This is a genomic window from Desulfogranum mediterraneum DSM 13871 (genome assembly GCF_000429965.1).
Taxonomy (GTDB): domain Bacteria; phylum Desulfobacterota; class Desulfobulbia; order Desulfobulbales; family Desulfobulbaceae; genus Desulfogranum; species Desulfogranum mediterraneum.
Window position 1 is genome coordinate 87630 of the sequence record NZ_AUCW01000007.1, and the last position, 22339, is coordinate 109968.

Genomic DNA, 22339 nt, shown 5'->3' on the forward strand with positions numbered 1-22339 from the left:
GACCAGACCGAGAATGCTCATCAACAGCCGCTGCGCTGCAGCCTCCGCCGGGCCCAGACAGCCAGTTTTTCCCTAAAAATTTTGGCATTATGGCGGATGTCCACCGGAAAACTGCGATGGAGCAGAAAGGTCCGGATCTCGCAGGTCAGGGGATTGGCCCGGGCCAACTGCAAAAGCTCGGCAAAGAGTTGCTCCTGATCCCGGACCTTGCTCCTTGGCTCCACGATCAGCACCGGGGTCTGGCCGCTGTCCTCCCCCACCCCGACCAGGGCGGAACGATAGACCAGGGGATGCTGGTTGAAGATGGCCTCACAGGGGATGGTATACAGGACCCCCTGACGGGTAAAGACCCGGTGGGCCTTTCTGCCGCAGAACCAGAGCCGTCCCTGGGCGTCCAGGTAGCCCATATCACCCATGCGGTGCCAGTGGTCTGCACCGTCCCGGATCTTTGCGGCCCGGGTCTCCTCATCGTTGTGATCATAGGCCCGGGTGACCACCGGTCCCCTGACCACGATCTCACCGATCTCACCCGGATCCAACTCGCTCACCTGGTCCCAGGATGCCAGGGATCCGTCCACCGGGGCGATGATCCGGATGGAGATCCCGGGCAGTTCCCTTCCAACGCAGGTCCCCTTGCCCAGGCAGGTCTGCGCCCAGGTCTCCGCCACCACCTCGCGGCCCTCGATGGCGGCAATGGGCAGACTCTCGGTGGCCCCGTAGGGGGTATAGATCTCTCCCTCCCTGGGGATAACCTGTTGCAGCCGAGCGATCAGTTCGCCTGAGACCGGGGCACCGGCCATCAGGATCTTGCGTACAGGCAGGGTGATGTTCTGCTCCAGACAGTAGCGGCTGACCACGTTCCAGATGGCAGGAGAACCAAAGGAGTAGCTGACCCCAGACTCCAGGATCGAGTCGATAAATTTCCCGGGATCCACCCGGGCGGGCCTGGTCGGGTCCATATCCGGGATCACGGCGCTGGCGCCCAGGGCGATGGAAAAGAGGCCGAACAGGGGAAATCCCGGCTGATCGATGTCGCCCGGAGCAATACCGAAGTAGTCGCGAATCAGGGCCAGTTGGGCGTGGAAGATGCCGTGAGTGTACTGGACCCCCTTGGGCGGCCCGGTGGAACCGGTGGTAAAGATAATGGCAGCCAGGTCCTCCTGGGCAGCCTTATACGGGGGAAGGTCGGCCTGGCCACGGAGGATCTCCGGGGAGACCTCAAGCCAGGGGCCGCGCCAGCTCCAGGAACGGCCCAGGGAGATCCGCAGCCTCAGCGATCCAAAGGGTCTCCGAAACAGCCGGCTGAAGAGGATGGCCTTGGGAATACCGATCAGGATATCGGGACGAACCGAGCCGATACAGCGCAGCAGGTTGGCATAGCCCATGCCCGGATCGATGAGGATCACCACCGCACCCAGCTGAAACAGTCCAAAGCTCAAACAGATGAACTCCATGGAGGGACGGACCATCAGCATCACCCGGTCCCCCCGCCTGACCCCCAACTCGGAGAGGCGGGCGACCAGCCCCTGGGAGATCTGGCTCAACTCGCTGAAGCTCCAGCTCTGCCAGCCCCGATCGGTACGGGCCTTGAGGCCGAGTTTGTCCCCCCGTTCTGCAGCCACCGCAGCGAGGACGTTGCCGATATTATAATCTGTCATGATCCTGATTCCGCTGGCTGAGAAAGGTATCGATCAGGGGCACGATCTCCTCCAGGGCGTCCTCCAGGAGATAGTGACCGGCCCCTTTAAAGGAATGGGCCTCGGCCTGGGGAAAACGCAGCCGCCAGCCTTGAAAAAAATGGTCATTAAAACAAAAATCCTGGCCACCCCAGCAGAGCAGCATGGGCAGCTCCGCCAGCCTGGCCAGCGACTGCTCCACCTCGACCAGGGTAGACCAGGAGCGGTGACTGGCCCGCAGTGGGATATCCTGAACAAAACGCAGGATCGCCAGCCGGTTATGCCAGGAGTCGTAGGGCGCCAGGAACCCTGCAGCCACCTTAGGGGGCATGGGTTTGGCCACGGCCATGAAGACGGCGGCCCGGGCAAAGACATTCAGGCCGCGGACCAGCAGGGGCCCCAACAGCGGCCAACGACAGACACTGATCCGCAGGGGAATCCTGGTGGAACGGAAGGCGGCGGTGTTCATCACCACCATCCCCTGAACCCGCTCAGGGTGCCGTCCGGCCCAGCCCATGCCGATGGCCCCGCCCCAGTCATGGACCACCAGCACACAGCGCTCTATCTCCAGGCTGGCAAGCAGGGCTTCCAGGTTGTTGATATGCTGCTCCAGGGTATAGGGCTGGTCCTGGGGCTTGGCCGAGAAGCCGCAGCCGAGATGATCCGGAACGATGCAGCGATATCCCCCCTTAAGGTGGGACACCAGGTTGCGATAGAGGTAGGACCAGGAGGGGTTGCCATGGACCATGACCACCACCGGCCCCTGTCCCTCGTCCAGGTAGGCCATCTCCTGACCGTTGACCCGACAGCGCCTGGGGCTGAAGGGATACTCTGCCAGTTGGCTAGGTTCCATCACCAATCCACCCCCAACATCAGCGAGTTGATTCCTGAACCGATCCCCAGGAGGGCCGCCCGCTGACCATCCTCCAGGGCCCCCTGTTCAATCCCCATGGCCATGGTGATGGGGGCGGAGACCGAGCCGACGTTGCCCAGGATCGGCAGGGTTTCAAAGTTACGCCCAGGATCCAGTGCCAGTTGGCTGAAGAGCAGCTGGGCATGGGCCCGACCCACCTGGTGACAGAAGAAGCGGTCAACATCCTCTGCCTGCCAGCCCAGGTTCCGGCTAAATCCCTGCCAGCAGGCAGCCGCGGTTTCCACCCCGCGCTGGAGCAGCTCTTCGGAGGCCGTGGACATCAGGGTGCCCTGCTCGGCATTCTGGCCGCCCTGGCAGAGGTTGTTGTAGGCGGTGTTGGCCCGGCAGCTGCCGCCGACCAGGTAGTGGCCGCTGTCATGGAGCTCACGGTGGGACATCACCAGGGCCACGGCCCCGGAGCCGATGGTCAGGGAGGCAAAGAGCGGCTTGACCGTCTTTCTGGTCAGGCCCTGGTCTTCCTGGAGATGGCGGATGGTGGAGCTCACCAGATCCTCGGCAGTCTCACCGGCCACGATCAAGCCCGCCTGCACCTGGCCCAGCTCGATCATGTTGGCCAGGATGATCATCCCGTTGAGAAAGCCCAGGCAGGCGTTGGAGAGATCAAAGATCTGACACTCCGCAGCCAGGCCCAGCTGCTGGTGAACAAAGGAGGCCGTGGCCGGCTCCATCATGTCACGACTCACCGAGGTATGGATCAGGCAGCCCAGGTCGGCGGCGGCCAGACCCGAGCGCTTCAGCGCCTCCCTGCCCGCTGCCGCGGCACCCTGGCTGGGCAGGGTGCCCTCGTCCCAGAAGCGACGGCTGCTGATCCCGCTCATCAGCTCCAGCCGGCCCTTGGGGAGTTTCAGACGGCTGTAGAGCGGTTCGAGCTGATCCTCGATCGCCTCGGAGGTCAGTATATGGGGAGGGAGCACATAGCCGAAATCGTGCAAACAGACATGGGAAAAACGCATGGTATCGTGACCAAAGGTTGACCAGGGCGATCCGATCGCAGCACAACCGGCTGAGCCGTGGAAACAGGCTGAAATAACCCGGGAGGATGGCTCCCGGGCCTCAATCCAATAAGAAGGCAGCGGTCAACGCGGCCGCCACCCGATGTTTCGAACTTCCTGCATAGATCGTTTTTACGCTCCTGGCAAGCACGAACTCTGCCCGGAGAGAACAGAGGGCCGGTTTCCCCGGCCCATGCGGCTACTCCCTGGGCAGGGTAAAGCGGTTGGCCCAGGCGATCAGGAGGGCCACCAGGGCCAGATCATCCATGACCCCGAGCACTGGAATCCATTCCGGGATCAGATCATAGGGTGAGAGGGCGTAGAGGACGCCGGCAGCCAGGACCAACTTGACATAGAGGGGCGTCTCCGGGCTGGTAAAAACCGCAAGCGTATGGCGCAGGACCTCCCCCAGCCTGGCCCAGATGCCCCCCTCCTCTGCCATACCCGCCTCTAGCCCACGGTCCTGGCGACGATCTCGGCGTCAAAATAATTCAGGCCCATGCCCGCGTCCACCACCAGGCTCTGGCCGTTGATCCCGGAGGATCGGGGGGAGAGCAGAAAGGCCGCGGTATTGGCGGCCTCTTCGGTGAGCAGGGCCCGCTTGCGCAGGGTGGCCTTTTCGGCAAAGAGATAGGAGTCGATATAACCGGGAATCCCGGCCGAGGCCGAGGTCTTCAGCAGGCCGGGACAGACGGCGTTGAAGCGTACCTCGGAGAAGGCGGAAAAGCTCTTGGCCAGGAAACAGACCGATGACTCCAGGGCCGCCTTGACCGGGGCCATGTAGCCGTAGTTTTCGGCGGTCATCCGGGTGGTGGAGATGGAGATGGTCACCATGGAGCTCTGGGGGGCCAGCAGTTCCCGGAAGTGATTGGCAATGGAGATAAAGGAAAAGCAGCTGATATCCACGGCCTGGAGAAAGTCCTGTTTCAAGGTCCCGTGAAAGGGCTGGATGCCTTCGGAATAGTTGGCAAAGGCAATGGAGTGGACGATGCCGTGGATGGGCGTCCCCTCAAGCTGGCAGGCGATCTGGTCCCGGACCCGGATGATGTTGGCCTCTTCGGCCACATCGCAGATAAAGACCGGGCAGCGGGGAAAGAGTTTCCTGGCGGTCTCGGCCCGCTGCTCGCTGCGGACCACATGGATCACCTCGGCGCCGGCCTCCACCAGGACCCTGGCCACACTGCAGGCCACTGATTTCTTATTGGCCAGGCCAAAGACCACCACGCTCCGGCCTGCTACTCCCAGAAAATCCATCTACGCCCCCTTGTCTGCGCCGCTTTCTGCTCCCTTCAGGGCACAGGCGAACTCAACCTGCACCGCCACCTTGCCCTGAACCCGAACCGTGCCCTTCAAAAACCAGGCCGCTGCCAACCGCTCCTTGGGGCTGACCCTGATCTCGATCGCGTCACCGGGACGGACCTCACGCTTGAACCTGGCCCCCAGGATCCGGGTCAAGACCGGGACTGCGGTCGGGGCGGCTGGGCTGCCCTGCTCCTCGCCCTCCCGGGCCAGGAGCTCGCTGATATAGACGGCCCCGGCCTGAAAGACCGCCTCACAGAGCAGCACCCCCGGCATCAGGGGATAGTCCGGATAATGCCCCTGGAAGAGCTCCAGGTCTGCGGGAATGGTCTTGGCGGCCAGGATGCCCTGCTCGGACAACTCCAGGATCGTATCGATCCAGAGAAAGGGGGGCCGGTGGGGTATCCTGGAACAGATAAAGGCCTGGTCTGCGCTGCTCATCATAACCCTCCGGTGACCTCGAGCACGGCGCCGTTGATGTAGGCGGCCCGGTCACCGGCCAGAAAGAGGACCGCATCGGCCACCTCCTGGGGGGTGCCGAAGCGCCGCTGGGGCACCATCTTCCTGTAGCTCTTCACCTGGGCCTCGCTGAGGTCATCGATGAAGTCGGTGCTGATAAAGCCGGGAGAGACACAGTTGACCGTGATGTTGCGCTTGGCCACCTCCTGGGCAAGGGATTTCATCAGGCCGACCTGACCGGCCTTGGAGGCGGCATAGTTACTCTGGCCGCTAAAACCCATCCGGCCCATGGGCGAGGTGATAAAGATGATCCGCCCATAGCGCTGCTTGAGCATCAGGCCCACCCCGTGGCGACACATCCCATAGCCGCCGGTGAGATTGACATCGATCACCTGACGCCACTCCTCTTCCTTCATCAGGGCCAGGACCGCGTCGCGGCGGATACCGGCATTGTTGATCAGGATGTCGATGGTATCGTAGCGTTCCTCGACCCGCGCAAAGAACGCGGACACCGCAGCCAGATCGCTGACATCAAGCTGCTCCAGGACCAGCCGCTCTCCATATTCCGAGCAGCTCTCCTGAAAGCTGCGAGCCGCCTCCCGGTTACCGCCATAGACGCCGATCACCGTCGCCCCACCGGCGAGCAGCGCCTCGCTTATGGCCCTGCCGATCCCCCGGGTAGCACCGCTGACCACCGCCTTCTTTCCGCTAAATTCGCCCATCGCCTTATCGTGTTGTCGTATTGTCGAGTTAATGAGAAGAGTATCCCGCTGCCATGGTCATGCACCAGGCCTAGGAACTACTCCGCAGGTAGCCGTCCACATCGTTGGCCACAATCACCCCATAGTTAATCGCCCCCAACCAGCCGCTCATGATGATCCCCACGGAACCGACATGGAAGAGACCGGGCATCTGCCTGTGCAGGGCCCGTGAGACCTCCAGCCCTTCAAACTTGGTGCCGAACGAGCTCCCCCGGGTATGGAGGGTATAGCGGTTGAAGGTCACCGGGGTGGCGGACTCGATGGTGTCGATCTTGGCCCGAATCCCTGGCAGATAACGCTCCAGATCGAGCAGACAGCGTTCGACCATGGCCTCCTTTGCCTGCTGATAGGCGGCCTCGTCCAGGCCGGACCAATCCGCGTAGTTGGCGTTCATGGAGGCGACAATGGTATAGTCCTCGGGCTGGTCGGGCCTGGTCTTGGGATAGTAGACCGAAAAGGTACGACTGCCGGTCTCCATGGCCCGCATCTCTTCCGAGGAGAAGTCGCGGTTGGTGGAGGTAAAGAGCAGGTCACCGATGTCCGGGATGGACTCGCCCCGGCGGATCCCGAAGTAGACCTGACAGCTGGAGTTGTTGACCTCTACCTTATCAAAAGCGGCCAGAAAAGCAGCGGAGAAGTGCTCCCTGCCGGCGAGCTGATCGATGGTGTTGGTGATGCCGCTGTTGGAGACCACGGCTCCGGCAGCGATGAAGGTGCCGTTGACCACCACCCCCCTGGTTGCTCCCTCCTCCAGGAGGATCTGTTCCACCTTGGCCCGGGTACAGATGGTGACCCCGTTATTCTGCAGCTCCTCGGCCATCATGGCGATGAGCTTGTCGGTGCCCCCCTCAAAGGTGTAGACCCCGCGGTTCATGAAGTTGGAGAAGACGATCCCATAGGTGATGGCCGGTTCATCCAGGGTGGAGCCGTTGGCATAGGAGATGGGCTCCATCAAGAGACGATGGACATCGGTTCTGCCGGGGAAGAACTGTTCAAAGAGCTCCCTGGTGGTCATGGACTGATCGTCATAGAAGTTCATGGCGTCCACGCAGGCGAAGAAGCCGTGGACCGCCTCGCTAGCCACTCCGAACTCTTCCTGGAGCAGCCGGATGAAGTCCTCCTTACTGAAGGTGGTGGTCAGGGAGAACTGGGGGTTATCAAAGACGATCTTGGGCAGGGGGACGATACAGTCCCGGATGGCCTTGCCCCAGTACTTCTTGCAGGTTTTGACCATGCCATAGGGAAAACCATGGAGCGAGACATCAAAGATATGTCCCCCCCGCCTGAACCAGGTGGCCAGGCCACCCAGGCGGTGGTGATGCTCCAGGAGCAGGACCGAATGGCCCACCGAGGCCAGGCGATTGGCGCAGGTCAAACCGCCAAGTCCCGAGCCTACGACAACGACATCATACTGTTTCCTGAGACCATCGAGTGAGGAAAACTTCATAGCTGTGAACTGCTGCCCTGTGATAAGTGGTTACTGGAGGAGGTGTTGATTGACAACGGTTACCCCGCTGAGCATGGCGCCGACAATGCCCAGATAACCCTGGTCGGTACCGGCAATGAAAAGGTTGGGCCAGGGGGTGGTTCCGTCTTTGATTTTCAGGGGGCTGCCGTAGATGGCCCCCTCTGCCTTGCGGGTATAGCGCTCGATGGTCAGGGGGGTGAAGCTGTCCTGATAGACCACCTCCTGCCGGTACGCACCGATGACTGTCCCGGCATTGTCCACGGCTGCCCGGGTCCACGCTGCCTTCAACTCGCGATACTCCTCTGGGGCTGCGGCCTTCCAGAGGGCATAGTTGGCGGCATTGGTGTTCCTGATCTGGGCATAGGGCTCTGCCTCCACCCCGACAAAGTTGCTGGGAAAGCAGATCACCCCCCAGGAGAGATCCAGGAAGCTGTCGGTTCGCTGGTAGCAGAGGGTCGGCCTGGTATTATAAAAGAGGATGGTCCGCCTCGGTTCGATGGCAGCCGCCACCTCCCACGGGACCAGAGAGACCGTCTCCATGAAACTCATCTGACCGCCATAGGCCTTGGCCGGCAGGTCCCAGCCGGTGAGGGCGATGGTTCCCGGCATGCCCACGGTGGAGAGCACGGCATCGGCACTGATCAACTCACCACCGGCCAGACGCACCCCCTGGATCCGATCTCCGCTGCGGACGATCTCACTGACCAGGGCCCGGTAGCGCAACTCTCCGCCGAACTCCCGGTACTGGTTGGTGAGCAGGCTCAGAAACTCGCGGATGGTCCCGGCCGGCCGGAAGAAGCCCTCCATGAAGATGGAGCGGAACATGATCACAAACTGGCCCAGGTCCATGTCATGCTCTTCGGCATTGCCATAGACCATCAGGGGCAGGAGCAGCATCTCCTCCAGCAGGGGCTCGCCCAGGGTCTCTGCCAGGAAGTTCCGGGCCGAACGCCAGGGAGCCGGGGTAAAGGGATCGTAGGCCGCGACCAGTTCCTTGAGCCGGCTGAAGCGATCTACAGCAGCGGGAAAGCTGGTCCTGATCTCCTCTTCCAGCAGGAGCGGCTGGTTGGAGAAGCGCAGCGAGGCGTCAGGGAAACGGATCTCGGAGCAATACTGCTCATGGGTGGTAAACTGCTTGCGCGACAGCTTGAGTTGGCGGAAGAGTCGATTGAGCGGAGCCCGCTTATCACCGGGCTGGGCATAGTTGGTCATGGCATGCAAGCCGGTTTCCAACATCTGCCCCTGGCGATAGTAGTAGGAATTCAGGCCGCCGGGAATGGTGTGCTGCTCGAGAAGTAAGGTCTTCAGGCCAAAGCGGGCTGAACGGATACCGGCGGCAATTCCGGATAAACCACCGCCGATGATGATAAGCTGATAATCAGCCATAGAAAAGAATAGCGATGCATGGAGAGGGACAGGACTGGCAGACTACGGATATCGGCATATCGCTGCCCAGCTCGACTCAGGCGTCTTTGAGCTTGGGCTCCAGATAGTTGACGCAACTGGTCAGGCTTGCAAGCTCCGGGTACTCATCTTCGGGGATCTGCAGTTGATAGCGCTTGCGCAGTTCCATGACGATATCAAGAAAGTCCATGGAATCCAGGTCCAGCTGATCGCGCAGGGGTGCATCGGCATCCAGGTTGTCAAACTCAGCGTCCTCGTCGATATCTTCTATGATTTCAAGGATGACATCCTTGATTTCGTCCCTTGTCATACTCCTTCCCCTCTATATACAGACAGAGCCGACAGACTCCCGTCGTAAACGTTCATTATTTTCTTGATGGATCAGCCAAACAGGCGGGGCAAACACCCCTCTGCCACCAGGCCAGACTCCTTCAACGTGGTGGCTGGTGCCTGAGCTGGATGGCAAAAATCACAGACATACCACAGAAGGTCTCAGTTCGCCATAAAACTCTTGACAATGACCACTGAATTTATCCCCAGCATCCCAAAGGAGTTGTTGAGAATCGCCCCGACCCGATCCAACTGCCGCGGCTGACCGCTGACCAGCCCCTCCAGGGCGCAGTCAGGATCAAGTTGATCCAGGTTGATGGTGGGGTGGACCAGATGATCGCTGAACGAGGGCAGGTTAGCGGCCAGCTCCAACACCCCGGCCGCGCCCATGGCATGACCGATATGGGACTTGGTGTTGTTGACCCAGACCGGATGATCGCCAAAGGTCGCCCTGATCGCGGCACACTCTTCCACATCCCCCTGGCGGGTGCCGGTGGCATGGGTATTGATGATGGTGATCTCGGCAGGGGTCATACCCGCCCGCTTCAGGGCCAGCTCCATGCACTGCTGCTGACGGGGACCATGGGGCAGGACAAAGTCCTTGGCATCGGAATTCATGCCATAGCCTGCGATCTCGCCGTAGACCTTCGCCCCCCGAGCCAGGGCCCGATCCAGCCGCTCCAGGGTAAAGACGCAGCCCCCCTCGGAGATGACGATGCCGTTGCGCTCCATATCAAAGGGACGGCTGGCGCGGGTGGGATCCGGATGTTCCGCCAGGGCGCCCTGGGATTTGAAGCTGGCAAAGATGCCAAAGGAGCCGGTACACTCCGAGATCCCTCCACAGAGCGCCAGATCCACTTCTCCCAGACGGAGCATCTGCACCCCCTGAATCAGGGCGGCATTGCCGGCGGCGCAGGCCGCCCCGATGGAGTAGTGGGGTCCGGTGATGCCCAGATTCATGGTAATCTCACCGGCCGGATTGTTGAGCACGGTTCTGGGATTATGGTGATGGGTCCAGTAGTCGACATTATAGTCGAACTGACTGATATTATAGACCTCGTTTTCGGTTTCCACGGTGCCGTGTTCGGTCAGCCCCAGGTAGACCCCGGTGGCGGCACGATCATAGTCGTCTTCGCCGAGCCCTGCATCGGCCAGGGCCTCGTTGGCGCAGTATACGCCGATGCAGCCGGCCCTGGTTCCCCGTTTATTCTCGCGCTTCTTACGGTACTTGGTCTCATTAAAGCTGCAGAGTCCTGCGGGATGAACCCCCATGTAGCGAAGGTCCAGGGTGGAGACCCCGCTCTTCCCGGCTAGGAGGTTGGCCCGGAACTCTTGGAGGGAGGAGGCCCCGGGGGCGGCAAGCCCAACCCCGGTGATGACGATACGTTCTGAATCTGGTCGTTGCATGCTGAATCTATATCAAAGAAAAAGAGGGGAGGACACCAGCCAGGTGCACCCCCAGTTAGAGCTCATGGCAGACGTGAAAAAACGCAGCTACGATGAGGCCGCAACTGCGTCTTTCTGCTCCACAGGCTGCCGGCACCTGCGGCTGCCCTGGCTAGCTCAGGAGTTCCTCGATGATGGCGGGAACCCGGGCGATGGCCTCATCGAGCTTGTCCGGCATGGAGCCGCCGGCCTGGGCCATATCCGGTCGGCCGCCGCCCTTGCCGCCCACCAGGGCCGCCACCCTGTTCACCACCTCACCGGCCCTGATGGTCTTGGTCAGCTCCTTGCTGACCAGGGCCAGGAGAGCGGCCTTGCCGCCGAACTCGCCACCCAGGACCGCAACCCCTGCAGGCATCTTGTCACGGACCTTGTCCCCGATCTCCCGCAGGGTCTTGGCAGAGTCCAGCTGGACCCTGCGGGCCACCACCTGGATACCACGGATCTCCTGGGCATCGGCCAGGAGCTGATCCAGGTTGGCCAGACTCATGGAGGCGTTGAGGGCGCCGATCTCTTTTTCCAGCGCCTTCTGCCGCTTCTGGAGGACAAGCACCTTGTCGACTGCCCCCTCCAGGGGACAACCGATGGCCTGGGAGAGTTCTGCCGCCTGCTGCTCCAGGCTGTGAAGCCAGCTCATGGCCTGAACCCCGGTCACGGCCTCCAGCCGGCGGACCCCGGCGGCAATACCGGTTTCATGGACCACCTTGATCAACCCGATATCACCGGTGGCAGCCACATGGGTGCCGCCGCAGAGTTCCTTGCTGAAGTCGCCCATGGTGACCACCCGGACAGAGTCGCCGTACTTCTCGCCAAACAGGGCCGTGGCTCCGTCCTCTATGGCCTGCTCCCGGTCCAAGAGGGCGGTGGAGACGGCAATGTTCTGGCGCACCTTGGCGTTGACGATCTGTTCGACCCGACGGGTTTCCTCCGGGCTCAGGGGAGAGAAATGGGTAAAGTCAAAGCGCAGCCGCTGCTCATCGACCAGGGAACCTGCCTGTTTGACATGCTCTCCCAGCACCTCTTTCAGGGCCGCATGGAGCAGATGGGTGGCGCTGTGGTTGGCGGCAATATCGGCCCGCCGCGGGGCCACGGTCAGCCGCACCGCCTGACCCTGCTCCAGCACGCCCTCGACCACCTCCCCCTGATGGAGGATGATCCCCTCCACCGGGGCCATGGTCTGCTGCACCTGAAAGCGACCTCCGGGCCAACTCAGTTCACCCTGGTCTCCGACCTGGCCACCGGACTCGGCATAGAAGGGGGTCTGTTCACAGAAGATGCGCAGCTGCTCACCGACGGCTCCGCTGGTGACCAACTCTCCGGCCTGGTTCAGGAGGGCGGCCGCAATGGAGCTTTCCTCGGTTTGAAAGTAGCCACTGAAGGCAGCACTCCTGCCCTGATTGACCAACTCCAGGACGCCACCATCCAGGTGATCGACGTCACTCCCCTTCCACGACTTGCGTGACTGCTCGCGCTGCTCTTCCATGGCGGCATTGAAGCCGGCCTCATCAAAGGCTACCCCGCGCTCAATGGAGACATCGCGGACGATATCCACCGGAAAGCCGTAGGTATCGTAGAGTCTGAAGATAAAGGAGCCGGCAATGGTCGCCCCCTCCCCCTGTTCGGCCTGGAGGCGTTCGATCTCCTGATCCAGCTTGTGCAACCCCTTATCCAGGGTCTCCCCAAAACGACGTTCCTCATTGGTAACCACCTGGGCCAAGAGCTCTCTGGTCTCACAGATATGGGGATAGGCCTCACCCATGGTCTCGATCACCAGGGCACAGACCCCGGGAAAGAAGGACTCCAGGCCAAGGGTCCTGCCGTAACGGATGGCACGCCGCATGATCCGCCGGAGCACATAGCCGCGGCCCTCGTTGGAGGGCAACACCCCGTCGCCCACCAGGAAGGTGGTGGCCCGGGCATGGTCGGCAATGACCCGCAGACAGACATCGTCACCGTCATTGTCATGATACCGTTTGCCCGCCAGCTCGGCGATATGGTCGATCAGGGGGGTAAAGAGATCACAGTCAAAGTTGTTCTGCTTGCCCTGGAGCACGGCCGCCACCCGCTCCAGGCCCATGCCGGTATCGATGGAGGGCTTGGGCAGCGGGGTCATCTCACCGGACTCATCCCGATAGTACTGCATGAAGACCAGGTTCCAGAGCTCAAGGTAGCGGTCGCAGTCGCAGCCGAGCACACAGTCCTGGCCGCAGCCCACCTCAGGGCCCTGGTCGATATGGATCTCGGAGCAGGGACCGCAGGGACCGGTATCACCCATGGCCCAGAAGTTATCGGCCTCGCCCATGCGGATGATCCTGCCCGGCGGCAGATCTTCGATCTGCTCCCACAGCTCCTGGGCCTCATCATCGTCATCATAGATGGAGACCCAGAGCTTGTTGGGATCTATCCCCAGTTCAACGGTAAGGAACTCCCAGGCAAAGGCGATGGCCTCCTTCTTGAAGTAATCGCCAAAGGAGAAGTTGCCCAGCATCTCGAAGAAGGTGTGATGACGGGCGGTATAGCCGACATTTTCCAGGTCGTTATGCTTACCGCCTGCCCGCACACTGGCCTGGGCCGTGGTGGCCCGGACATAGGGTCGTTGGTCTTCCCCCATAAACACCTTTTTAAACTGCACCATCCCGGAGTTGACAAACAACAGGGTCGGATCGTCATGGGGGACCAAGGAGGCGGACTTCACCCGGGTGTGGCCATGACGCTCAAAATATTCCAAAAAACGCTTTCGAATTTCTTTACCGGTCATTGTGAGCATCAAAAGTTAGAGTAGAGGGGACAAAATTACCAACCAGCCTGTGGAACAAAGGCCCGGCTCCGGGTAATCTCTCGATAGTCAGAGCAGCATGATATACCTGAAACACGACAATGCCAATAAAAAAATCAGGCTCTCCCGGGGCTGCGACCTCCCCCTGGAGCCGCCTGAGGCTCTGCCTGCGGGCCGGCTCAGAGGAAGGGATCCTCGGTCGTGGAGCGCACCAGCCGTTCCAGCTCCTGGAGGGTGCGCACCCCCAGGCCCTGGAGTTTCTTGGCCAGAAAGATAAAGAGGTAGGCCGTCTGCAGGGCATCCTCCAGGGCATCATGGGGTTTAAAGCGGGGCAGCCGGAACTCCCTGGTCAGGTCATCGAGCACCAGCGAGCCCGCCTGATCGACAAAGCCGGACCGCTGCCTGCCGGCAAACTCCCGGTAGCCCCGGACCATCTGCATGGTATCAACGCTGGGGCTTGCCAGGGACCCGCCTAAGAGCCCCTTGGCAGCCTGGTTGAGGAAATGGAGATCAAGGCCCACAAAATGGCCCACCAGCACCCCCTGACCGCAAAATTCGATGAATCCGGGCAGCACCTCTGCCATCAGCGGCGCCTGCTTCAGCTGCTCCGGGGTGATCCGATGGACCAGAGTGGCCTGGTTGGCATCGATGTTGACCGGACGCACCAGGGAGTGGAAGGTGCGACTCAACTCGATCTGGAGGCTGCTGATCCGGACCGCGCCGATGGAGATGATTTCATCCCTGCGTTTATGCAGGCCGGTGAGCTCGGTGTCACAGACCACAAAATCGTAGGCAGCCAGGGGCTGACGTCGATCGAAGTTGCTGAAATACTCCCGATTTCTCACCAGGACCTGATCGGGTCTCCGCAACCAGGGAAAGATGCGTTCCAGCTTCATCCTCCCCCCTTTACCCTGCCAGCAGTTGCTGGAGCAGCCCCTTGAGGCGGCCCACCAGGGCAAAGCCGTCACGGAGCATCTTCTTCTCCACCTCGGAGAGTTCGCCCGGGGAAAGGGAGCTGTCGGGCAGGATCCCCTCCTCCATCTGGTGCAGCTGATGGATCAGGCGAAGATGCATCTGAATCTCGCAGGCCTCCTGGGCCTTGACCAGGAGCTCTTCTTCCAGGTACCCCTCTTTGGCCAGCACCGAAAACCGGGCCAGGGTATTGGTCTCTCTGATACCATGGCGCAGGGCCAGAATCCGGGCAAAATTGACAAAGGGGGCCAGGCCCTGATGCTTGATATCCAGGAGAGTGCCCTGCCGGCCATCCTCTTCCACCACCATGTCGCGAAAGACCGCCGGCGGTGTCTTAGCAGCGAGGCAATCCGCGACCAGGGGCGCCAGGTAGGCCTGGTGATTCCGGGTCAGGCGAACCACACTGTCCCGCAACTCCTCTGCCAGGGCGGCGTGGCCATGGCCGCTGCGAAAATCAAACAGGACCAGAGCCTTCACCAGCTCCTGCCGATCCCCGGACTGGATCCAGCCGGCAAAGTAGCCCTGCCACACGGCCAGGGGTTGACACCAGCGGGGATTGGCAGCCATGATCCGGTCCGCACAGGGAGGGTAGCCACAGTTCACCAGGTGATCCACCACCCGGGCTGCAAGGCGGCCGAAGTATTCCGCTGCCTGCTCCCGCTGTTCCGCCCCCTGGGGGTCGGCATAGAGCAGGCCGTTATCCTGATCCGTCTTAAAGGCCTGCTCCCGCCGGCCTTCGCTGCCAAAGAGCAGCCAGCAGTAGGGCAGCGGCGGCGGACCCAGCTCCCGCTCCACCAGTTGGAGTACCCGGGCCAGCATCTGATCGTTGAGCAGGGCGATCATCCGGACGATGTTGCCGGCCTTGGCCCCCTCGTTGATCAGGTTGCGGATGACCGCAGGAATCTTCTGGGCAAGGGCGTAGAGCGGGGGGAAATACTGCTGCCTGCCGATCTCCTTGAACAGGCTGTAGGGGGAGCTCCCCTGGAGGAGCATGATGTCGTGGGAGGTGATCACCCCGACAATCCGGCCATTCTCCTCCACCCCAAGGTGGTGGATCCCGGAGGACATCATGGTGATCAGGGCGTCGAAACAGACGGCCCGGGCATTGAGGGTGACCACCGGTGCGGTCATGATGGTCCCCACCGGGAGGGCGTAGGAGCCGCCGGCGGCAACCACCTTGTTGCGCAGGTCCTTGTCGGTAACAATGCCGACAATCTCCTCCGGGTTCCCTCCATGGAGCAGCAGGGATCCGACGCTGTACCGCATCATCACGGTGGCCGCCTCCTGGACCGAGGCAGTGACCGGCAGCGAACGCAGCCGGCGGCCGATGATATCCCCGACCGTGAGTGAAAAGAGGAAGAGGTCCTCGTCACTGCGCCGGGCTACCCGATGCTTCCGCAGCTCGGTGTAGGCCGTGGAGACGATCTTCTCGGAAAAACTCTTCAGGTAGTACTGGGCAAAGCCGGGCTGGGAGTTGATCAATTCCAGGAAGTAGTCCCTGGGCAGGAGAAAGCAGAAGGTATCTTCCACGGTCTCCACATTCATGTTGGCCACCGTGCCCCGGATGATTCCCAGGGCGCCGACGTATTCACCGTCCCCGCGATAGTCCTTGAGGGTGGTCTTGCCCTCCTCGTCGGTGAGAAAGGATTTCACCCCGCCCTGCTGGATGAGGTAGAGGTAGCGGACCTCGGACTCCCCCATGGTCAACAGCCAGGTTCCCTTGGGAAAAAAATCCACCCGTATCCGGCGGGCCACCTCATGGAGGAGCTCGTCATCCAGCTCCCTGAAGGGCATGATCCTGCTCAAAAACTCTACCACCACTTCCGGAGCCGGAGTGATCGCTCCCTGTTCGCGTGCCATGGGTTCCCTGGAAACAAAAACAGGCAGAACACCGGAGCGTCCTGCCTGGAAAGGTGCCGCCCGGGGCAAGACCACGGGCGGCTTAAAAAACGACTCGTATCTGGATATTTAGCCCAGTTTCTTCTTACCGTCAACGAGATGATCGACCACCGAAGGATCGGCCAGGGTGGAAGTATCGCCGAAGTCTTTAAAATCATTGGCAGCGATTTTCCTCAGGATCCGACGCATAATTTTACCGGAGCGGGTCTTGGGCAGGCCCGGCGCCCACTGGATGGCCTCGGGCGTGGCAATGGGACCGATCTCGGCCCGGACATGCTTGCGCAGCTCGGCCAGCAGTTCGTCACTCTCCTCGGCCCAGGACATCAGGGTGACATAGGCAAAGATGGCCTGTCCCTTGACCGGATGGGGCATGCCCACGGCAGCTGCCTCGGCCACGGCCTCGTGGGAGACCAGGGCAGACTCGATCTCTGCCGTGCCCAGGCGGTGACCGCTGACATTGATGACGTCGTCCAGACGGCCCATGATCCAGAAGTACCCATCTTCATCACAGCGGGCGCCATCCTCGGGATCATAGGTGTTCTCGTAGCGGCTGAAGTAGGTCTTCTTATAGCGGGCCGGATCACCGAAGACGCCACGGAGCATCCCTGGCCAGGGTTTCCGGATCACCAGATGGCCGCCCTCGTTGGCAGCGGCCTCTTCCCCCTCCTCGTTGTAGATGGCGGCATCGATGCCGGGCAGGGGATAACTGGCAGAGCCGGGTTTCAGCGGGGTGGCATAGGGCAGGGGCGAGATCATGATCCCACCGGTCTCGGTCTGCCACCAGGTATCTACGATGGGCAGCTTCTCCTTGCCGATATTGACATGGTACCACATCCAGGCCTCGGGATTGATGGGCTCGCCCACGGAACCAAGCACACGCAGGCTGGAGAGATCATAGCGCTGGGTATGGGCCTCACCTTCACGCATCAGGGCACGGATGGCGGTGGGCGCGGTATAGAAGATGTTCACCTTGAACTTGTCGACGATCTTCCAGAATCGATCCGCAGCCGGATAACTGGGTACCCCTTCAAACATCAGGGAGGTGGCGCCCAACCCCAGGGGACCGTAGAGGATATAGCTGTGGCCGGTTATCCAGCCGATATCGGCGGTACACCAGTAGACATCGTCATCCTTCATGTCAAAGACCCACTGGCAGGTATGCATGGCATAGGTCAGATAGCCGCCGGTGGTATGGACCACGCCCTTGGGCTTACCGGTGGAGCCGGAGGTGTAGAGGATGAAGAGCAGGTCTTCGGCATCCATGGGTTCGGGCGCACACTCGCTGGAGATGTCCGGGGCTGCCACCTCTTCATGCCACCAGCTGTCCCGTCCCGCCTCCATGGGAATCTCCACCCCGGCCCGCTGGACCACGATGCAACTCCCCACAGAATCGCACTCCTCCAGGGCCTGGTCGGCGTTGGTCTTCAGGGGGATGGCCTTGCCCCCGCGGAGAACGGCATCGGCGGTGACCAGTACCTTGGCCTCACAGTCCTGGATCCGGCTCTGGAGGGCGATGGCGGAAAAACCGGCAAAGACCACCGAATGGACGGCACCCAGACGGGTACAGGCGAGCAGGGCAATGGCCAGCTCCGGGATCATCGGCATATAGATGGCGACCCGATCACCCTTTTTCACGCCCTTCTTTTTCAAGACATTGGCAAAGCGACAGACCTCGGTATGGAGCATCTGGTAGGTATAGACCCGGACATCCTCTTCCGGCTCACCCTGCCAGATGATGGCGGCCTTGTTGCGACGGCCATTTTCCAGGTGACGGTCCAGGCAGTTATAAGAGACGTTGAGCTTGCCGCCCTGAAACCACTTGACCTCTGGTACACTCAGATCATACTCCAGGACTGAGTCCCACTTTTTCTCCCAGCTGACCAGCTCCTCGGCACGCTCGGCCCAGAAGCCCTCCATGTCATCGATGGATCGTTTGTAGAGTTCCCGGTACTGGTCCATATCCTTGATCCAGGCTTGATCCCGGCCGGCTTGGGGCGGCTCAAACACCTTACCTACACTCAACAAACTCGTAATCTTATCTTCCTGCTCCTTCGCACCCATGGGACCCCCCTTTGAATAGAATGAAATAGCATATCGAGCCAGCTCTTCCGGAACCCGGAAAAACCAGTTAAATCAGCCCTCAGCCTGCAGGGCTGCTGTATTTCATCGTTGAAAAAAAAGAAAAAAACAGAGCGTTATCAAACACCTTTCCATTATGACAACGTGCTATTACGATTAATAATCCCTCTTTCCTTTGTCAAGCGATAACACCAAGCCCCCGGGATAGGGTCAGCATCATCCGGTTTTTCAGCTACCAGACCCCTCTGTCCACTGGCTGAGACCCAAAACAATATGCCTTTTACAAACAACATATTACAGTAAAGATACAAAAAATTCTAAAAAAAAAGAACACAATATTGGTTCAATAAAAATACCAATCAACCAAGCTTTGCTTTTTCCTGATCCAACCCTTCACTAACACTGATACATCACCTCCCCTGGGCTCCATCAATGAGAGTTCCCAGGGCCTCTTCCCTGCCCTGGGGATAAACAGCTTGACAAGAGCGGGTCAATATTGAACACTTTTCTTAAAATAACAAGCCGTTCATTCTTTTCCCGGTCTGAAAAGCGCTCCCCTTGAGACCGGCATCCCCGACCAGGGGCAACCACCTGGCCAGGCGAACCAACCACTGCTGCTCAGCAAAGAGGTCTTCCGTGTCCACCATCAGCTCATCCTTCCAGCCAGCCCTGATGGCCCCCCCCTCCTATCTGCCCGCCGCAAACAGGCAGAGACGATCACGGCGCTGACCATGAAGACCACCGACTCCCCCCTCCTGCGCCCCAAGGCCATCCTGGGATTGACGACCCTCGCAAGCCTGCTCTGCACCCTCCTCTTCTGCCTCACTGCAGAGCAGGGGATAAACCGCTACCTGAGCCGAGGCTTCCCCTGGCAGCCCCAGGAGCAGCGGGGCAGGCCCCAGGCTCCCCAGAACCAGGAGTGGATGGTCGCAGCCCTGGTCAACAACAGCGATCCCCAGGGGATATTCTCTTCGGCCTCCCTGCGCAGGATGAGCCAGATCAGCGGCCAGGTACCGGCTGGTGGCAGGGCAGAGGGGGAGGAGGAGTTCCCTGTTGACGAAGATTTTCTGGGTCCGGAGACCAGGACCCCCCAGGGCGACGACCTGGGGAGCGTCCAGGCCGCAGCCTTCATGGCCGAGGTCCCGGATACCCCTGAGGCCGGACAACAACTCCACCAACAGGGCCTGAAAAAGCCGCTCTTGAACAGCACCCTGGTTGCCGTCGACGGTAAGGCCATGGCCCTGCGCCTGCCGCTCCGCCTGCCGGGCCGGACAGCTTGGATCAGGCGGCAACTCGAAGAGGCCCCTCCCGCCGCCGAGAAGGATAGAGACCGACTCCACTTTGGCGGGTTCACCCTGGCCTGGGAGAGTTTTTTCAGGGAGATGCAATGGCGCCCCCTGCTGCTGGCGGGCTGCTCCACCATGGCCATGCTGCTGGCCGGGCTCCTCTTCCTGCCCGCTCCGCGTTGCTGCTGGCTTCCCCTGGTTCCCGCGCTCAGCGCCGGGATGGTGATGCTGCCCCTGCTCTCCATCAGCGGTTTCCCTGCAGGGAGCTTCAGCTTACTGATCCCCTGGCTGAGCGGCGCTACGGCCCTGCTCTACTCCCTGGCGGCACTGACGACCTATCAGGGAGCTGCCGGCGCCGGCCAGGAGCTGCCGGCCAGGATCGCGCTGTTAAGATCAGCACTGCTGCCCCGCCTTCGCCCCCTCTCCCTGGCCCTGACAGCAGGCTTTCTGGTGATGCTCTGCTCCCCCCTCCCGGAGATCCGTTTTTTCGGCGGTTTCAGTGCAGTGGCAGTTCTGGCAGCCTGGGCGGCAAGCACTCTTCTCCTGCCGCCACTCCTCTCCATCCTGCCGCCGGCCTGGTTAGCCGCCCCCCCCCTCTGTTCGACCCTGAGCCCCCCCAGCTGGCTCCGCCTTGGCTGGTCGCCCGCCCCCCTGCTCGTCAGGATCTCTGCTCTGCATCGGAGTTTTCCCAAACTGGTTGTGGCGGGGCACCTGCTCCTCCTGCTGCTCTCCCTGGTGGGCCTCTCCCTGCTCAGCATCAACGACAATCCCCTGCACCGCTTCAGCCAGGATCACTCCCTGCGCCGTGATCAAGCCGTGATCAACCAGCATCTTGCCGGTCCCTACCAGCTCCGACTCGAACTCAGGGGCGCAGCCCCGGCCCCGGGTGCCGACGAAGCCGGCCGCTGGCTGGAGCGCCGCTTCCAGACCCTGCTCAGCGCCGACCCCTGGATCCGGAGAACGGCAACTGCAGATATTCGGGAATACCTCGCCGACGCGGTTACCAGTACGGAGCTCAGCACGGCCCTGGATCGTCGCTGGCAACGTCGGATCGCCGAGTTGAGCCTTGACCAGGACCTGGCCATTGATCTCTGGTCCAGGGCCCTGGAGAGCCTCTCCCAATTCCTGGACCATCAACAGCTCTTTCTTCGCCCCGAGCTCCTTGCCTGGATCCAGGAGCTCCAGGATTTTGTGGTCAAAGAGAGCAGTGCAGACAAAGGTCTCTCTGTCTGCGAGATCGTCAAGAGCACCCATCAGGCCCTGTTTGAGGGGGACCCCGGCCGCTACCGCTTGCCAGAGACCTCCGCAGGAGTGCGCCAGCTCCTGGCCGCATATGGCCAGAGCCAACCCCCGGACGCACTTGGCCGTTACCTCAACCAGGAGGCCACCAGGGCCACCATCTACTGGTATCTCCCCTCTGCAGACAAGGCCCAACGCCGAGAGCTCATCAGAGAGGCCACCACCTTTATGACCGCAAACCACCCGCCGCTCAGCCTGGAACTCCGTTGGCGCGGAGCCCTCCATGAACATGGTCTCTGGCAGGAGCGACTTCTTGGCCAGATGCTGCTCTGGACCGGCGCCGCCCTGCTCATAGGCTGCACCATCCTCGCCCTGATCAGCCGCTGCTGGCTCTGCGGACTCATTTCAGCAGGCCTGTTTCTCTCCTCCTCCCTGCTCTGCTACGGCTTACTCCCCCTTCCGGGCCAGGGCCTGAGCACCCTGGAGACGACCCTCCTGGCCCTGATCCTGATCATGAGCAGCGCAGGTATCTGGCTGTTCTTTGCCGCACTCCGTGCAGACGCGGAGAACCACGGCCACTGGCAGCATCCCGAGCAGGAGAGCCGCGGCCAGGAGCAAATCTTTCTGCTCCGTTTCGCCCTCTTGCTCGGCGCAGGCAGCGTACCGCTCTATTTTTCTTCACACCCCCCTCTGCAAAGGTTGGGAATCATGGTCAGCGGATTAGTTGCCATCTTCTGCTTGACCTTCCGGGCCATGATGCCAATTGTCCTGAATTGGCTGGGAAATACAATTTTCCAGCCAGAACTGAGCAGGATTGCAGACAAAGCGAGCCCAACAGCGGACAGCCCGCCTCAGACCCCGTCCAAAGAGGAGCAGGAGGAAACGACAAGCGTCGACCAGTCCGACGGCGAAGCAGCCGTGTCTGAGGGGAGTGAGAGCACGGAACCAGCCGATCTCTTGACAGAGAGCAGCCAGAGACCCGAATAACAGCGGCGCAGCAAAGGGAATCCCAAGCTGTTCAAACCAGGAGGCAAAGCACCCTCCTGGAATCCCGGCCTCCAGCCCGCCGGGACAGACCGCACCCCAGGGCTGATCACTCAACTCAGCAAACAAGGAGCACCCCCATGATTATCACCGACTGGATCCATGTGATTGCCGGTTGTATCATTCTACTCAGCCTGGCACTGGCTACCTGGGTCAGTGGCTACTGGCTCCTCCTGACCGCCCTTGTCGGTGCCAACCTCTTGCAGTTCGGCTTCAGCGGATTCTGCCCCATGGCCATGATCTTGAAAAAACTCGGTGTGCCTGAACATTAATAACCA

The 22339-nt window shown here is 61.1% G+C and carries 18 protein-coding genes; 2 read left to right on the forward strand and 16 right to left on the reverse strand.

Going from position 1 to position 22339, the window contains the following annotated elements; all coding sequences use genetic code 11:
* Positions 1–20: 20 nt before the first annotated feature.
* The 16 genes from G494_RS0103525 to G494_RS26605 form a co-directional block, all read right to left on the reverse strand.
* Positions 21–1658 carry a fatty acid CoA ligase family protein gene (locus G494_RS0103525; RefSeq protein ID WP_028583423.1) on the reverse strand — a complete coding sequence of 546 codons (1638 nt, stop codon included), beginning with the start codon at positions 1656–1658 and terminating at the stop codon, positions 21–23.
* A complete protein-coding gene (locus tag G494_RS0103530) occupies positions 1645–2529 on the reverse strand; it encodes an alpha/beta fold hydrolase (protein WP_028583424.1) in 885 nt (294 codons plus the stop codon). The genes G494_RS0103525 and G494_RS0103530 overlap by 14 nt, the downstream gene beginning before the upstream one ends.
* Positions 2529–3563, reverse strand: a complete 1035-nt coding sequence (locus G494_RS0103535; protein ID WP_028583425.1) for a 3-oxoacyl-ACP synthase III — start codon at positions 3561–3563, stop codon at positions 2529–2531. The genes G494_RS0103530 and G494_RS0103535 overlap by 1 nt, the downstream gene beginning before the upstream one ends.
* A gap of 238 nt (positions 3564–3801) precedes the next feature.
* Positions 3802–4044 carry a YkvA family protein gene (locus G494_RS21725; RefSeq protein ID WP_051305342.1) on the reverse strand — a complete coding sequence of 81 codons (243 nt, stop codon included), beginning with the start codon at positions 4042–4044 and terminating at the stop codon, positions 3802–3804.
* Positions 4045–4052: 8 nt separating this feature from the next.
* On the reverse strand, positions 4053–4856 hold the full coding sequence (locus G494_RS0103545; RefSeq protein WP_028583426.1) for an enoyl-ACP reductase FabI: 804 nt from the start codon (positions 4854–4856) through the stop codon (positions 4053–4055).
* Positions 4857–5345: a 3-hydroxyacyl-ACP dehydratase FabZ family protein gene (locus G494_RS0103550; RefSeq protein ID WP_232362471.1), complete on the reverse strand. Its 489-nt coding sequence runs from the start codon at positions 5343–5345 to the stop codon at positions 4857–4859.
* On the reverse strand, positions 5342–6082 hold the full coding sequence (gene fabG / locus G494_RS0103555; protein WP_028583428.1) for a 3-oxoacyl-ACP reductase FabG: 741 nt from the start codon (positions 6080–6082) through the stop codon (positions 5342–5344). Before fabG ends, G494_RS0103550 begins: the two co-directional genes overlap by 4 nt.
* Positions 6083–6152: 70 nt before the next feature.
* Entirely contained in the window at positions 6153–7568 is a 1416-nt protein-coding gene (locus G494_RS0103560; RefSeq protein ID WP_028583429.1) for a phytoene desaturase family protein, read from the reverse strand.
* A gap of 30 nt (positions 7569–7598) precedes the next feature.
* Positions 7599–8975: a phytoene desaturase family protein gene (locus G494_RS0103565; protein ID WP_028583430.1), complete on the reverse strand. Its 1377-nt coding sequence runs from the start codon at positions 8973–8975 to the stop codon at positions 7599–7601.
* A gap of 76 nt (positions 8976–9051) precedes the next feature.
* The gene (locus G494_RS0103570) at positions 9052–9303 is read right to left on the reverse strand and encodes an acyl carrier protein (RefSeq protein WP_028583431.1); all 252 of its coding nucleotides are present in this window, start codon (positions 9301–9303) and stop codon (positions 9052–9054) included.
* Between the two features lie 182 nt (positions 9304–9485).
* Positions 9486–10730 carry a beta-ketoacyl-[acyl-carrier-protein] synthase family protein gene (locus tag G494_RS0103575; RefSeq protein ID WP_028583432.1) on the reverse strand — a complete coding sequence of 415 codons (1245 nt, stop codon included), beginning with the start codon at positions 10728–10730 and terminating at the stop codon, positions 9486–9488.
* A gap of 151 nt (positions 10731–10881) precedes the next feature.
* On the reverse strand, positions 10882–13524 hold the full coding sequence (gene alaS, locus G494_RS0103580) for an alanine--tRNA ligase (protein ID WP_028583433.1): 2643 nt from the start codon (positions 13522–13524) through the stop codon (positions 10882–10884).
* Positions 13525–13721: 197 nt separating this feature from the next.
* Entirely contained in the window at positions 13722–14438 is a 717-nt protein-coding gene (locus G494_RS21730; protein WP_051305343.1) for a 3'-5' exonuclease, read from the reverse strand.
* A 10-nt stretch (positions 14439–14448) separates the two neighbouring features.
* A complete protein-coding gene (locus G494_RS0103590; protein ID WP_028583434.1) occupies positions 14449–16374 on the reverse strand; it encodes a DUF294 nucleotidyltransferase-like domain-containing protein in 1926 nt (641 codons plus the stop codon).
* A 108-nt stretch (positions 16375–16482) separates the two neighbouring features.
* Positions 16483–18474: an acetate--CoA ligase gene (acs, locus tag G494_RS0103595; protein ID WP_028583435.1), complete on the reverse strand. Its 1992-nt coding sequence runs from the start codon at positions 18472–18474 to the stop codon at positions 16483–16485.
* 527 nt (positions 18475–19001) lie between these two features.
* Positions 19002–19139 (reverse strand): hypothetical protein, encoded by a 138-nt coding sequence (locus G494_RS26605; RefSeq protein WP_153305748.1) that lies wholly within the window; start codon positions 19137–19139, stop codon positions 19002–19004.
* Positions 19140–19223: 84 nt separating this feature from the next.
* Between G494_RS26605 and G494_RS0103605 the strand changes: the two genes are divergently transcribed.
* Positions 19224–22004 carry an RND transporter family protein gene (locus G494_RS0103605; RefSeq protein WP_028583436.1) on the forward strand — a complete coding sequence of 927 codons (2781 nt, stop codon included), beginning with the start codon at positions 19224–19226 and terminating at the stop codon, positions 22002–22004.
* 137 nt (positions 22005–22141) lie between these two features.
* The gene (locus tag G494_RS0103610; protein WP_028583437.1) at positions 22142–22333 is read left to right on the forward strand and encodes a YgaP family membrane protein; all 192 of its coding nucleotides are present in this window, start codon (positions 22142–22144) and stop codon (positions 22331–22333) included.
* The last annotated feature ends 6 nt before the right edge of the window (positions 22334–22339 follow it).